The sequence below is a fragment of the Pseudomonas sp. Choline-02u-1 genome (assembly GCF_002836515.1).
In the GTDB taxonomy this organism is placed as follows: Bacteria; Pseudomonadota; Gammaproteobacteria; order Pseudomonadales; family Pseudomonadaceae; genus Aquipseudomonas.
This window is the reverse complement of the sequence record NZ_PJBC01000065.1, coordinates 132,351-146,779: the sequence shown is the minus strand read 5'-3', so window position 1 is coordinate 146,779 and position 14,429 is coordinate 132,351. Positions and strand designations below refer to the sequence as shown.

The following is a 14,429-nucleotide window of genomic DNA, read 5'->3' as shown; positions in this document are numbered from 1 at the left end:
CGGCAAGGGCGTTTTGTCGCGGTGGCCGGGACGACTATGAACAGGTCGTTTTCGGCTAATCGACTGGCTTGGCGAGTAGGCACACTGGCTCCAGCTCGCTTCACGAAGGTTTGGTCACCCTCGCCTGGCAGCTCCTCAACAGTACCCTCCTCAGCTCCGATCCTGTCACGGCTTGATCGGAGTTTTTTTTGCCTGTGAATCAGGGGGCGGGATGTTGATCGAGCTGACGCCATCGCTGGCAAGCCAGCTTCCCACAGGTCTACCTCTGCAACACCAGAATCCGCGACAACAACTCATCCCGATCGACATAGCAGCCCTGAAAATGCCGCGCCCCAGTGGCCGGATCAAAGGCATTGCGCGCATGCAACGTGCGGCGGTTATCGAAGCACCACAACTCCCCCGGATTGAGCCGTTGCACCAGCCGAAACCGCGGCTCGCGGGTCATCGCGATAAGGCGTCGATAAGCTCGATAGAGCAACGGCATCTGCGCCACCGACGTATCGAACCCCCCGCGCAGGAAGTTGGCCATGCGAATTTCCGCCACCCGGCCCAGCGCATCCAAAGCGATGATTGGCGCCAGGCAGCGATAGTCGCTGTGCCGGTCCTTGTTGCGAAATTCCACGGGGATTTCACACAGGGCCTGAAACAGCTGCGGATCCTCCTGACGCAAGGCATCGGCGATCGCAAAGCCATCGACGAAAACACTCTCGCCGCCCTCGGCATCATTCACCAGGCAATGCAGAAATTGCAGCCCCGGTTGCAACTCACGAGTCGGTAGATCCGTGTGCAATGGCAGGTTGAATGCGGTGTAAGCGTTGCTGTCGGCATCGGCCTTGGACTGCACGTTGAACAGCACGCCGAAATTGCTCTCGCGGATGAAGGAAATCCGTTGCGCGATGGATTTCAGCGAGCCGGGCTCGGTCGGCACGCCGCGCACTTGGGTCAGGCCGATGTCGCGCACGGCGAGCAACCATTGCAGCAGTGCAGCGTTGTCGTTCATCAGCGCGTTGTATTCGAACACCGGCAACTGCAGATCGCTGTGCCACAAAAGGTTTTGCGGTTTACCGGCCAGGCGCTCGGCGCGGGATTGGTCGTCATAGGCGTGAGCGCGCAACCAGCCCGGGTCGAAGCGGCTGAGGTGACCGTCTTCCCAGTCGAGGCGCAGGCCGCCATCGGTGTCGATGCGCGTGGCCAGCGGTTGCAAATCCTCGGCGGCATCGACGCTTTCAAAGACCTGCTCGCGAGTGACGCTGTAGACACATTGATCACACGGGCAATTGTCGCGCAGCCAGACGTGGTGAAACGGGCTGACACGCCCGTCGGCCCATTCGATGACAACGCGATCCGCCAGACCCTGCACGCCACGCAGCGCGCTGATCAACGGATAAGTACGAAAATCGGCAACAGCGGCAGCGGTATTCATGGCGGCTCCTGATCGAAGGGATTACCGGGCGGGTGGCAGCGCGATCACGCGGCCGATGTAAGCAGGGGCGGGCAGGTCGGTCTGGTCAGCGACGATGGCTTGCAGGCGATGCAACGTATCGGGGCTGAACGGCGCTGAGCGCGGGCCGGCGAGGTCGACGTGCAGCAGCATCTGTTCATTGCCGGCCAGTTCCTGCGCATCACCGACCTTGTGCAGGCTGTGATAGAGATGCAGGCGTTTGTTGTCGTGGCCGATGATCTGCGTACGCACTTCGACCTCGCTGTCGAGCTTCACTTCGTGCAGGTAATTGAGGTGCAGTTCGAGGGTGAACAGCGAATGGCCGCTGGCTTCGCGGTTGTTGCTGTCCATGCCGAGACGATCCATCAGCGCGTCGGTGGCGTAGCTGAAGATCAGCAGGTAGAAGGCATCGCGCAGGTGGCCGTTGTAGTCGACCCAGTCGGCGATGATGGTGGTTTGGTAGGTGGTGAGGTGGGGCATTGCACGGCTCCGATGTTGATGTTGGCGGGACTGCAGCCTTCGCGAGCAAGCCCGCTCCCACACTGGATCTGCGTCGTTCACAACACCAATGTGGGAGCGGGCTTGCTCGCGAAGGGGCCAGACCTGCTGAATGGTTACTCGCTGAACGCCATCCCATGCTTCTCTTTGGTGGTTTTCACCGCCTCGAGCACCGCCAGCAGACAATCATCACGATAGCGCTCCAGCGCCGAAATGCTGTGCCGGCCAAGCTGATCGCTGGTGCCATCGACCACATCATCGATCAGCTTGTCGGTAAGCTCCGGTGCGGGCAGATACGTCCACGGCAATTGCAACGCCGGGCCGAATTGCGCCATGAAGTGACGCATGCCGGCATCGCCACCGGCCAGGGTGTAAGTCAAAAACGTACCCATGAACGACCAGCGCAAACCGGCGCCGAAGCGAATCGCATCGTCGATTTCGCCGGTGGTCGCCACGCCGTCATTGACCAGGTGCAGCGCCTCGCGCCACAGCGCTTCGAGCAGGCGATCGGCGATGAACCCGGGGACTTCCTTGCGCACATGCAGCGGGCGCATGCCGAGGGATTCGTAGACTTGCATCGCCGCTTGCACTGCCTCGGGCGCGGTGTGTTTGCCACCGACCACTTCCACCAGCGGTAACAGATAGACCGGGTTGAACGGATGCCCGACCACGCAACGCTCGGGGTGCGTCGAGCTCTCATAGAACTCGCTCGGCAACAGGCCTGAAGTGCTGGAGCCGATCAACGCATCGGGTTTGGCCGCGGCGCTGATTTTGCTGTGCAGATCGAGTTTCAGCTCCAGCCGCTCGGGGGCGCTTTCCTGAATGAAATCGGCGTCGCGTACGCACTCCTCGATGGTGGTGACAAAGCGCAGACGATCCTGCGAGGCGCCCGGCGCCAGGCCGCTCTTTTCCAAAGCTCCCCAGGCATTGGCCACGCGTTGGCGCAGTGCCGCTTCGGCGCCGGGCGCCGGGTCCCAGGCCACCACGTCGAGGCCATGGGCGAGGGCGCGCGCGACCCAGCCACTGCCAATGACACCGCTGCCGAGCGCGGCGAAGGTTTTGATTTCGGTGATAAAGCGCATAGGTTTTCCCTGATGGTCGAGGACCCTGTAGGAGCTGCCGAAGGCTGCGATCTTTTGATCTTGCTTCTAAAAATCAAAGGCAAAGATCGCAGCCTTCGGCAGCTCCTACAGGTGAAATGGGTGATGGGATCAGCCGCGCTGGGTCAGGCCCATTTTTTTGCGACCTTCCGCCGGGGTGAGCACGCGAGCGCCGAGGCGGCTGAGGATTTCCGTGGCGCGCTCAACCAATTGCCCATTGGTTGCCAGCACGCCTTTGTCCAGCCAAAGATTGTCCTCAAGCCCGACCCGCACGTTGCCGCCCAGCAGCACTGCTTGCGCCGCCATCGGCATCTGCATGCGGCCGATGCCGAAACCGGCCCACACCGCGTCGGCCGGCAGGTTGTCGACCATGGCTTTCATGGTGGTGGTGTCGGCCGGCGCGCCCCACGGGATGCCCAGGCACAGCTGGAACAGCGGGTTGTCGAGCAAGCCTTCCTTGATCATCTGCTTGGCGAACCACAGATGCCCGGTGTCGAAAATCTCCAGCTCGGCCTTTACGCCCAGCTCGGTGATGCGCTTGGCCCCGGCACGCAGTTGCGCCGGGGTGGAGACGTAAATGGTGTCGCCGTCGCCGAAGTTCAGCGTGCCGCAATCGAGGGTGCAGATTTCCGGCAGCAGCTCTTCAACGTGGGCGAGACGGGTCAGCGGGCCGACCAGATCGGTGTTCGGGCCGAACTCCATCGGGTTCTCGCCAGCGCCGATTTCCAGGTCTCCGCCCATCCCGGCGGTGAGGTTGACGATGATGTCGACGTCCGCCTCGCGGATGCGCTCCATGACTTCGCGGTACAGCGCCACGTCACGGCTGAACTTGCCGGTCTGCGGATCGCGGACATGGCAGTGCACGACGGTGGCGCCGGCCTTGGCCGCTTCCACCGCTGCTGCGGCAATCTGTTTCGGGGTGACCGGCACGTGTGGACTTTTGGCGCTCGTGTCGCCAGCACCGGTAAGTGCGCAGGTGATGATGACGTCGTGGTTCATGGTGCGTTTTCCTTCAGGCGTGATGGGTCTGTTCGCAGCCCGTGGCGGGGCTGCGAAGCGTCGTCAAATTCCCCTCTCCCTTGGGGAGAGGGTCAGGGTGAGCGGCTCTTCAATCGAGGGGTTATTTGCTGGTCAGTTGCAGATTTTCAGCGGCCGGTTTGCCATCGAAAGTCGTCACCCCTTCGAGCCAGCGCTGCTTGTCTTCGGGGTGATCCTTGAGCCATTGCTTCGCCGATTCGAAAGCGTCCTTGTGGTCAAGCAGCGGCTGCATCATCCGGCTCTCGTCTTCAGCGGTGAAGGTCAGGTTGGTCAGCAGACGGCCGATGTTCGGGCACTGCTCGGCGTACTTCGGCGCGGTGACCGTCCACACCGTGGCCATGCCTTCGTTCGGGCCGAGGGCGTCTTCGCTGCCGGTCAGGTAGGTCATCTGGATATTGACGTTCATCGGGTGCGGTGCCCAGCCGAAGAACACCACGGCTTCCTTGCGACGCACCGCGCGATCGACGGCGGCGAGCATGCCGGCCTCGCTCGATTCGACGAGCTGGAACTTGCCGAGGCCAAATTGGTTTTTGGCGATCATCGCCTTGATCTGCGTGTTGGCGCCCGAGCCTGGCTCGATGCCGTAGATCTTGCCGCCCAGTTCTTTCTGGAATTTGGCGATGTCGGCAAAGGTTTTCAAACCCTTGTCGGCGAGATAAGTCGGCACGGCGAGGGTCGCGCGGGCGTCTTTCAGGCTCGGTGCTTCGAGCACTTTGACCTGATTGGCTTCGACGAACGGCGTGATGGTCTGGGTCATCAGCGGGTTCCAGTAGCCGAGGAACAGGTCCAGGCGCTGGTCGCGAATCCCGGCGAAAATGATCTGCTGGGAGGCGCTGGTCTGTTTGGTGCTATAGCCGAGGCCGTCGAGCAGGACCTGGGTCATGGCACTGGTGGCGATCACGTCAGTCCAGTTGACCACGCCCATGCGCACGTTCTTGCAGGACGCCGGTTCGGCCGCCATCACGCCGGTGCTGAAGAAAGCGGTACCGCTGAGTGCAAGAACGCAGCTGCTGATCAGTCGTTTCATGTCGGGTTCCTCGGCAGTTCGATTATTGTGGTTCCCGGCATCTGCGCACCGGTGAGGCCAAGTTACGCAGCTATGCGCCCGTAAAAGCGCACTGCGGCGACTGGCAATTGCACTGTAGCGACCTGCGCGCTTGAATGCCGCCGGCAAACGGCGTATCAACGTTCCACGCGACCCGCCAACCGAGTGCGCCCATGTCTCAGGATTTCTACTTTTTGCTGATGCCGGGGTTCTCCGCCATCGGCTTTATCTCCGCAATCGAACCGCTGCGCGTGGCCAACCGCTTTCGCGGCGAGTTGTACCGCTGGCATGTGCTCAGCGCCGATGGCGGCGCGGTACTGGCGAGCAACGGCATGTCGGTCAACGCCGATGCGGCGCTGGAGCCGCTGAAGAAAGGCGCGACCTTGCTGGTGGTGGCCGGCTTCGAACCGCTGAAGTTCATCACGCCGACGCTGGAGCACTGGTTGCGCAGGCTGGATAAGGACGGCGTAACCCTCGGTGCGATCGACACCGGCAGCTTCGTCCTTGCCGAAGCAGGCCTGCTCGACGGCTATCGCCTGACCCTGCACTGGGAGGCGATCGATGCGTTCAGGGAATCTTATCCACAGCTCAGCGTGACCCAGGAGCTGTTCGAGATCGACCGCCGGCGGATCACTTCGGCGGGTGGCACGGCTTCTATCGACTTGATGCTCGACCTGATCGCCCAGGCCCACGGCCCGCAACTGGCGATTCAGGTCAGCGAGCAATTTGTGCTGGGGCGCATCCGCCCGCGCAAGGATCACCAGCGCATGGAAGTCGCCACGCGTTACGGCATCAGCAACAAGAAACTGGTGCAGGTGATCGGCGAGATGGAGCAGCACAGCGAACCGCCGCTGACCACGCTGCAACTGGCGGAGTCGATCAAGGTCACGCGGCGGCAACTGGAGCGCTTGTTCCGGCTGCATCTGAACGATACGCCGAGTAATTTCTATCTGCGCTTGCGCCTGGAAAAGGCCCGGCAGCTGTTGCGCCAGACCGACATGAGCGTGCTGGAAGTCAGCATTGCCTGCGGCTTTGAATCACCGTCTTATTTCACCCGCAGTTATCGCGCACGTTTCGCCCGCTGCCCGCGCGAGGATCGGCGTACCGCACAGGCCTGAAAGTCAAAAGATCGCAGCCTTCGGCAGCTCCTACAGGGAAATGCATTCCAATGCAGGAGCTGCCGAAGGCTGCGATCTTTTGATCTTGCTCTTGGTTACTTTTTCACCAACGCCGAGCACGCCGCTTTATAAGCCTCATGCTGATATTTGTTCAAAGTCCCCGGCAGCTCGAAATTGTGCTTCTTGGCCTGCGCATTGATCGTCTGCGGCGACAGCAGCGTCACCTCACAACCATCCAGCAACTGAAATACGCCCTCAATCTTGAACGTCGTCGGCCCCCCGGCAAACTCACCCTTCTTGCTGCGCTTCTTGATCGCAATCCGGTCCACCGAGTTCTCGCGCACAAACGACGCCACCTGCGCCGCGAACCGCCGCACGTTCGCCGCCTCGTCATCGTCATCCAGAGCAATCTTTTTCGTGGCGAGTGGGACATGGCTCAAGGTCGAACCGTCGAGCGCAGCCACGGCGATGATCGCTTCGCTGCCTTTGATTTCAATGCCGCAGATGTTCATGGGAATCCTTAGACTGGCTTAAGAGGTTCAGCTTACAGCTCAAACACTCAATCCTGCCCGATCGACTCCAAAAACTCCGACCGTTCATCACTCATCCGCGCCACACAATCGTTCTGCGCAATGGTGAACGCTTTGCTGCCTGCGGTCGCCGGAAACGCTTCCACTGCGCAATCGGCATCGCGGGTTTTCAGCCATTGCTGCTGGGCGGTTTTCAGTTTGGCGGTGATGTCGGCCAGTTGCGTCGGGTTCTTGCCGTACGCGGCCTGCATGCGTTCGTTGAGGCTGGCGTAGTTGTCCTTGAGCAGGTCTTCGGCGGTGCTGCGGCTGTAGGCGGAGCATTCCAGGGTCTGGATGTCGTTTTCCACCGCGTCGCACGGGTTGTTCTCGGACTCTTCGGCGGCGTGGACGCCGGTCGCAATCAATGCCAGGGCGAGGAAGATCGATTTCATTGGGGTCGCTCTAATCCGTGGGTAGGTGCAGGCTGCGGCAGATTCTGGCGCAAGCGCGCTGGCTTGAACAGCCAGCCGAGGAGGGCGGCTGACGACCCTTTGTCGCGGATTGACGCTTTCGGCAATTCCCCTGTCGTTTTTGCACCCGGTCGCCCCGACACCTAGGCATATGCTGGCCCCAAAGCGCCGGCAGACGATTCGGCGCATGAATCGCCAATAAGGGGACGCCTGATGAGCCCAGCCGAATTACACGCCGACAGCATCGTTATCGACGGTCTGATCATTGCCAAATGGAACCGCGAGCTGTTCGAAGACATGCGCAAGGGCGGTCTGACGGCAGCCAACTGCACTGTGTCGGTGTGGGAAGGCTTTCAGGCGACCGTGAACAACATCGCTGCCAGCCAGAAACTGATCCGCGAAAACAGCGACCTGGTGATGCCGGTGCGCACTACCGCCGACATCCGTCGCGCCAAGGAGCAGGGCAAGACCGGTATCCTCTTCGGCTTCCAGAATGCCCACGCTTTCGAAGACCAGATCGGCTATGTCGAGGTGTTCAAGCAGCTCGGCGTTGGCATCGTGCAGATGTGCTACAACACCCAGAATCTGGTCGGCACCGGTTGCTACGAGCGTGACGGCGGCCTGTCGGGTTTTGGTCGCGAGATTGTCGCCGAGATGAACCGCGTCGGCGTCATGTGCGACCTGTCCCACGTCGGTTCAAAGACCTCCGAAGAAGTCATTCTCGAATCGAAAAAACCGGTCTGCTACTCGCACTGCCTGCCATCGGGTCTCAAAGAGCATCCGCGCAACAAGTCCGATGCAGAGCTGAAGTTCATTGCCGACCACGGCGGTTTCGTCGGCGTGACCATGTTCGCGCCGTTCCTCGCCAAGGGCATCGATTCGACCATCGACGATTACGCCGAAGCCATTGAATACACCATGAATATCGTCGGCGAAGACGCCATCGGTATCGGCACCGATTTCACTCAGGGTCACGGCCAGGACTTCTTCGAATACCTGACCCACGACAAGGGTTACGCCCGCCGCCTGACCAGCTTCGGCAAGATCATCAACCCGCTGGGCATCCGCACCGTCGGCGAATTCCCCAACCTCACCGAAACCCTGCTCAAGCGCGGCCATTCCGAGCGCGTGGTGCGCAAGATCATGGGCGAGAACTGGGTGAACGTTTTGAAAGATGTTTGGGGCGAATAAGCCGCCGCACTTCTGAATCCTTTCCCGCGGCCATCCGCGCCGGGGGCAACACACAAAATTTTCTGGAGTTAAGTTTCCATGGCCAAGATCGCCCCGCAATTGCCTATCGAAGTCGACAGCGAGACCGGTGTCTGGACCTCCGACGCCCTGCCGATGCTCTACGTGCCACGGCACTTCTTCGTGAATAACCACATGGGCATCGAAGAGGTTTTGGGCGCTGACGCCTACGCCGAAATCCTCTACAAGGCCGGCTATAAGTCCGCGTGGCACTGGTGCGAAAAAGAAGCCGAATGCCACGGCCTGGAAGGCGTCGCAGTGTTCGAGCACTACATGAAGCGCCTGTCGCAGCGCGGCTGGGGTCTGTTCAAGATCCAGGACATCGACCTCGACAAAGGCACCGCCAGCGTCAAGCTCGAGCACTCGGCATTCGTCTATGTCTACGGCAAGGTCGGGCGCAAGGTCGATTACATGTTCACCGGCTGGTTTGCCGGCGCCATGGACCAGATCCTCGAAGCCCGTGGCAGCAAGATTCGCACTGTGGCTGAACAAGTCTACGGAGGCTCCGAAGAGGGCCACGATGACGGCTTGTTCACCGTCAAGCCGTTGTAAGCCGAGGACCGTGAAATGGCTTTCGAAGCAATGTTCCAGCCGATCCAGATCGGCAAACTGACCATCCGCAACCGCGTGCTCAGCACCGCGCACGCCGAGGTCTACGCGACTGACGGCGGCATGACCACCGACCGCTACGTCAAATACTACGAAGAGAAAGCCAAGGGCGGCATCGGCCTGGCCATCTGCGGTGGTTCGTCCGTGGTGGCGATCGACAGCCCGCAGGAATGGTGGAGTTCGGTCAATCTGTCCACCGACCGGATCATTCCGCACTTCCAGAATCTGGCCGACGCCATGCACAAGCATGGCGCCAAGATCATGATCCAGATTACCCACATGGGCCGTCGCTCGCGCTGGGACGGTTTCAACTGGCCGACCCTGATGTCGCCATCGGGCATCCGTGAACCGGTGCACCGCGCCACTTGCAAAACCATCGAGCCGGAAGAGATCTGGCGAGTGATCGGCAACTACGCCCAGGCTGCGCGCCGGGCCAAGGCTGGTGGCCTCGATGGCGTCGAACTGTCGGCCGTGCACCAGCACATGATCGACCAGTTCTGGAGCCCGCGCGTCAACAAGCGCACCGATGAATGGGGCGGCAGCTTCGAAGGGCGGATGAAGTTCGGTCTCGAAGTACTCAAAGCCGTGCGCGCCGAGGTCGGTGACGACTTCTGCGTCGGCATACGTCTGTGCGGTGACGAGTTCCACCCGGACGGCTTGTCCCACGAGGACATGAAGCAGATCGCCAAGTATTACGACGACACCGGCATGCTCGACTTCATCGGCGTGGTTGGCTCGGGTTGCGACACGCACAACACCCTGGCCAACGTGATTCCGAACATGAGTTATCCACCGGAGCCGTTTCTGCACCTGGCTGCCGGGATCAAGGAAGTGGTCAAGGTGCCGGTGCTGCATGCGCAGAACATCAAGGACCCGAACCAGGCCACGCGGATTCTCGAGGGTGGTTACGTCGACATGGTCGGCATGACCCGCGCGCACATCGCCGACCCGCACCTGATCGCCAAGATCAAAATGGGCCAGATCGACCAGATCAAGCAGTGCGTCGGCGCCAACTATTGCATCGACCGTCAGTATCAGGGGCTGGACGTGCTGTGCATCCAGAACGCCGCGACCTCCCGTGAGTACATGGGCGTGCCGCACATCATCGAGAAATCCACCGGGCCGAAACGCAAGGTGGTGATCGTCGGTGCCGGCCCGGCCGGGATGGAAGCCGCACGCGTGGCTGCCGAGCGTGGCCACGACGTCACGCTGTTCGAGAAAAAAGACTTCATCGGCGGGCAGATCACCACCGCATCGAAAGCACCGCAGCGTGACCAGATCGCCGGCATCACTCGCTGGTTCCAACTGGAACTGGCGCGGCTGAAAGTCGATCTGCGCCTGGGCACGGCGGCGGATGCCGACACCATCATGGACCTGCGTCCGGACGTGGTGGTGCTGGCGGTCGGCGGGCATCCGTATCTTGAGCAGAACGAGCACTGGGGCGCCGCCGAAGGGTTGGTGGTCAGCAGCTGGGACGTGCTCGACGGCAAAGTCGCGCCGGGCAAGAACGTGCTGGTCTACGACACCATTTGCGAATTCACCGGGATGTCGGTGGCCGACTTCCTCGCCGACAAGGGCAGCCAGGTCGAGATCGTCACCGACGACATCAAACCGGGCGTGGCCATTGGCGGTACGTCGTTCCCGACCTACTACCGCAGCATGTACCCGAAAGAAGTGATCATGACCGGCGACATGATGCTGGAAAAGGTCTACCGCGAAGGCGACAAGCTGGTGGCGGTGCTGGAGAACGAATACACCGGCGCGAAAGAGGAGCGGGTGGTCGATCAGGTGGTCGTCGAAAACGGCGTGCGCCCGGACGAGGAAATCTACTACGCGCTCAAGGACGGCTCGCGCAACAAGGGCCAGATCGACGTCGAAGCGCTGTTCGCGATCCAGCCGCAACCTTCGCTGAGCGAAGCGGGCGACGGCTACTTGCTGTTCCGCATCGGCGACTGTGTGGCGCAGCGTAATACCCATGCCGCGATCTATGACGCCCTGCGACTCTGCAAGGATTTCTAACGAGGTGAACTCGGTCAAATGTGGGAGCGGGCTTGCTCGCGAAAGCGATGTACCAGGCACTGGATGCATCGACTGACGCGCCGCCTTCGCGAGCAAGCCCGCTCCCACATTACGGGCCAGTTTGACGGTAGACCTGTGTGGTCTTTGGGAGCTTCACCATGTTGAACACCCTTCTTCCAATCCTGTTGTTCGCAGCCTTGGGCCTTGCTGTCCTCGGCGCGTTGCGGCGGATGAACATGTGGCGCCGGGGGCGGGCGGCGAAAGTCGATCTGCTCGGCGGTCTGCTGGCCATGCCCAAGCGCTACATGGTCGACCTGCACCACGTCGTGGCGCGGGACAAATACATTGCCAACACCCACGTCGCCACGGCGGGCGGTGCGGTGGCGTCGATCGTGCTGGCGATTCTGGTGCACGGTTTCGGCCTGCATAACCGCATCCTCGGTTACGCCTTGTTGCTGATGTCGGCAGTAATGTTCGTCGGCGCGATCTTCATGTACCTGCGCCGCGTCAATCCGCCTGCACGTCTGTCGAAAGGCCCTTGGATGCGCCTGCCGAAAAGCCTGCTGGCCTTCTCCGCGTCGTTTTTCCTGGTGACCCTGCCGGTGGCCGGGATCCTGCCGGAAAACTTCGGCGGTTGGGTGCTCGCCGCCATTCTCGGTATTGGCGTGTTGTGGGGCGTGTCGGAACTGTTCTTCGGCATGACCTGGGGCGGGCCAATGAAACACGCCTTCGCCGGTGCCCTGCATCTGGCCTGGCACCGCCGCCCCGAACGTTTCGGTGGCGGGCGCTCGACCGGTTTGAAGCCGCTGGATCTGAACAATCCCGATGCGCCGCTGGGCGTGGAAAAACCCAAGGATTTCACCTGGAACCAGTTGCTCGGTTTCGACGCCTGCGTGCAGTGCGGCAAGTGCGAAGCGGCGTGCCCGGCGTTCGCTGCCGGCCAGCCGTTGAACCCGAAAAAACTGATTCAGGATATGGTCGTCGGCCTCGCGGGCGGCACCGATGCAAAATTCGCCGGTAGCCCGTATCCAGGCAAACCGATCGGCGAACACGGCGGCAATCCGCATCAACCGATCGTCAACGGCCTGGTCGATGCCGAAACCCTGTGGTCGTGCACCACGTGCCGCGCCTGCGTTGAGGAATGCCCGATGATGATCGAGCACGTCGATGCGATCGTCGACATGCGCCGGCATCTGACCCTGGAAAAAGGCGCGACGCCGAACAAGGGCGCCGAAGTGCTCGAAAACCTCATCGCCACCGACAACCCCGGCGGTTTCGCCCCGGGCGGGCGGATGAACTGGGCGGCGGACCTGAACCTCAATCTGCTCAGCGAGAAGCAATCCACCGACGTGCTGTTCTGGGTCGGCGACGGCGCTTTCGACATGCGCAACCAGCGCACCTTGCGTGCCTTCGTCAAGGTGCTGAAGGCGGCGAAAATCGACTTTGCCGTGCTCGGCCTTGAAGAACGTGACAGCGGCGATGTGGCGCGGCGTCTCGGCGACGAGGCGACGTTCCAGTTGCTGGCCAAGCGCAACATCCAGACCCTGGCCAAATACAGCTTCAACCGCATCGTTACCTGCGACCCGCACAGTTTCCATGTGTTGAAAAACGAGTACGGGGCCTTCGACGGCAACTATCTGGTGCAGCACCACAGCACCTACATGGCCGAGATCATTCAGGCCGGCGCGCTCAACCTCGGGCAGCACAAAGGCAACAGCGTGACCTATCACGACCCGTGCTACCTGGGCCGCTACAACGGCGAATACGAAGCACCGCGCGAAGTGCTGCGTGCGCTCGGTATCGAAGTCAAAGAAATGCAGCGTTCCGGTTTCCGCTCGCGTTGCTGCGGCGGCGGCGGCGGCGCGCCGATCACGGACATTCCGGGCAAACAGCGCATTCCCGATATGCGCATGGACGACATCCGCGAGACCGGCGCCGAACTGGTGGCCGTGGGTTGTCCACAATGCACGGCGATGCTCGAAGGCGTGGTCGAACCGCGTCCGCTGATCAAGGACATTGCCGAGCTGGTCGCCGACGCGCTGCTCGAGGACGCCGCGCCAAGCAAGCCTGCCACCCCGGCCAAACGTGAACCTGCGGAGGTGCACTGATGAGCGACATTATCCGCCGCGACCCGCGCGCCGAATGGATTGCGCGCAACCGCCTGCATCCGCTGCACGCGGCCATGCAACCGGCGCAACACAGCTGGATGGGGCCTAATGGCGTTATCCGCAAGAACCTGCATGGCATCGGTTTTATCGGCCCTAACGGCATCAAACGCATTGACCGCAGCGGCGCGCAGCAGGGTGGGGCGGTCAAACGTTCGGCTGCTGTTGAAGTGCAGTTGCCGCTGCATCAGGTACCGGCTCCGGCGTTCTACATCAGTGTGGTGCCGGATATGGTCGGTGGCCGCCTGAGCAGTCACGACCGCGATCTGCTGGGCCTCGCTCATCAACTGGCCGGCACGGACGGCGCGGTGTTGGCGGTGGTGTTTGGCGAGCATAAGGAATCCGCTTTCGAAACCGCCGGCGTCGACCGCTTGCTGGTACTCGAGGGCGACGAGTTCAGCGGTTATGCACCGGAACAACGGGTGCAGGGGCTGCGGGCTGTGGATAACCAGTTCAGTCCGCGCCACTGGCTGCTCCCGGACAGTCGCAGCGGTGGCGGCGAACTCGGCCGGCGCTTTGCTGCGGCACTGGGCGAACGCCCGGCAACGCGGGTCTGGCAAGTCAAGGATCAGCAGTGCATCGGCCGCGCTGGCGCCGGGCTGCAAGACCTCGCCCGTCCGGTGGCGCGGTTGATTCTCGCCGCTGCCGAATGCGCGGAGCCGGTCAGCGAAACCCGTCACGAAGCGTTGCCAGTGGAGTTATCCACAAGCGTGGCGCGCAGCCTGTCGCGAATCGAAGATCTCGGCGCCGTAGCGGTGGACCCGGGCGCGATTCCGATGGCCGAAGCCGAATTCATTTTCTCCGGTGGCAACGGCGTGAAGGACTGGTCGCTGTTCCACGAGACCGCCGCTGCACTCGGCGCCACCGAGGGCGCGTCGCGGGTCGCCGTGGACGATGGTTTCATGGCCCGTGATCGCCAGGTCGGTGCGTCCGGCACCTGGGTCACCGCGCGGGTGTATGTCGCCGTGGGTATCTCCGGAGCGATCCAGCATCTGCAAGGCATTGGCGCCTGCGACAAGGTGGTGGCGATCAACCTCGATCCGGGTTGCGACATGATCAAGCGTGCCGACCTCTCGGTGATCGGCGAAAGCGCAGAGATTCTGCAAGCGTTGATCGAAGCGGTCGCGGCTTACCGCAACGAAGCCAAGCGCGATGCGGCTTAAGGAAAC

Annotated in this window: 12 protein-coding genes and 1 pseudogene; 6 read left to right on the top strand and 7 right to left on the bottom strand. The window is 61.8% G+C overall.

Going from position 1 to position 14,429, the window contains the following annotated elements:
- Nucleotides 1–259: 259 nt before the first annotated feature.
- The 5 genes from CXF97_RS22175 to CXF97_RS22155 all read right to left on the bottom strand — a co-directional run bounded on the left by CXF97_RS22175 (nucleotide 260) and on the right by CXF97_RS22155 (nucleotide 5,104).
- On the bottom strand, nucleotides 260–1,423 hold the full coding sequence (locus CXF97_RS22175; protein ID WP_101161068.1) for a gamma-butyrobetaine dioxygenase: 1,164 nt from the start codon (nucleotides 1,421–1,423) through the stop codon (nucleotides 260–262).
- Nucleotides 1,424–1,444: 21 nt separating this feature from the next.
- Nucleotides 1,445–1,921 carry a thioesterase family protein gene (locus CXF97_RS22170; protein ID WP_101161064.1) on the bottom strand — a complete coding sequence of 159 codons (477 nt, stop codon included), beginning with the start codon at nucleotides 1,919–1,921 and terminating at the stop codon, nucleotides 1,445–1,447.
- Between the two features lie 134 nt (nucleotides 1,922–2,055).
- A complete protein-coding gene (locus tag CXF97_RS22165; RefSeq protein ID WP_101161061.1) occupies nucleotides 2,056–3,021 on the bottom strand; it encodes an L-carnitine dehydrogenase in 966 nt (321 codons plus the stop codon).
- Between the two features lie 129 nt (nucleotides 3,022–3,150).
- The gene (locus CXF97_RS22160; protein ID WP_101161058.1) at nucleotides 3,151–4,038 is read right to left on the bottom strand and encodes a 3-keto-5-aminohexanoate cleavage protein; all 888 of its coding nucleotides are present in this window, start codon (nucleotides 4,036–4,038) and stop codon (nucleotides 3,151–3,153) included.
- Between the two features lie 121 nt (nucleotides 4,039–4,159).
- The gene (locus CXF97_RS22155) at nucleotides 4,160–5,104 is read right to left on the bottom strand and encodes a choline ABC transporter substrate-binding protein (protein ID WP_101161054.1); all 945 of its coding nucleotides are present in this window, start codon (nucleotides 5,102–5,104) and stop codon (nucleotides 4,160–4,162) included.
- 191 nt (nucleotides 5,105–5,295) lie between these two features.
- Between CXF97_RS22155 and CXF97_RS22150 the strand changes: the two are divergent.
- Nucleotides 5,296–6,323: pseudogene (locus tag CXF97_RS22150) on the top strand (GlxA family transcriptional regulator).
- Nucleotides 6,324–6,335: 12 nt separating this feature from the next.
- Here CXF97_RS22150 and CXF97_RS22145 read toward each other — a convergent pair.
- Entirely contained in the window at nucleotides 6,336–6,752 is a 417-nt protein-coding gene (locus CXF97_RS22145; protein WP_016772815.1) for a DUF3010 family protein, read from the bottom strand.
- 47 nt (nucleotides 6,753–6,799) lie between these two features.
- Nucleotides 6,800–7,201, bottom strand: coding sequence for a lysozyme inhibitor LprI family protein (locus CXF97_RS22140; RefSeq protein ID WP_101161784.1), 402 nt, complete (start codon nucleotides 7,199–7,201; stop codon nucleotides 6,800–6,802).
- A 231-nt stretch (nucleotides 7,202–7,432) separates the two neighbouring features.
- Between CXF97_RS22140 and CXF97_RS22135 the strand changes: the two genes are divergently transcribed.
- The 5 genes from CXF97_RS22135 (at nucleotide 7,433) to CXF97_RS22115 (ending at nucleotide 14,423) form a co-directional block, all read left to right on the top strand.
- Nucleotides 7,433–8,410, top strand: a complete 978-nt coding sequence (locus CXF97_RS22135) for a dipeptidase (protein ID WP_007962626.1) — start codon at nucleotides 7,433–7,435, stop codon at nucleotides 8,408–8,410.
- Between the two features lie 78 nt (nucleotides 8,411–8,488).
- A complete protein-coding gene (locus tag CXF97_RS22130) occupies nucleotides 8,489–9,019 on the top strand; it encodes a DUF5943 domain-containing protein (RefSeq protein ID WP_005792152.1) in 531 nt (176 codons plus the stop codon).
- A 15-nt stretch (nucleotides 9,020–9,034) separates the two neighbouring features.
- Nucleotides 9,035–11,095 carry a dimethylglycine demethylation protein DgcA gene (gene dgcA, locus CXF97_RS22125; protein WP_101161048.1) on the top strand — a complete coding sequence of 687 codons (2,061 nt, stop codon included), beginning with the start codon at nucleotides 9,035–9,037 and terminating at the stop codon, nucleotides 11,093–11,095.
- A 158-nt stretch (nucleotides 11,096–11,253) separates the two neighbouring features.
- Nucleotides 11,254–13,203, top strand: coding sequence for a dimethylglycine demethylation protein DgcB (dgcB, locus tag CXF97_RS22120; RefSeq protein ID WP_101161046.1), 1,950 nt, complete (start codon nucleotides 11,254–11,256; stop codon nucleotides 13,201–13,203).
- Entirely contained in the window at nucleotides 13,203–14,423 is a 1,221-nt protein-coding gene (locus CXF97_RS22115; RefSeq protein WP_101161043.1) for an electron transfer flavoprotein subunit alpha/FixB family protein, read from the top strand. Before dgcB ends, CXF97_RS22115 begins: the two co-directional genes overlap by 1 nt.
- Nucleotides 14,424–14,429 lie beyond the last annotated feature (6 nt).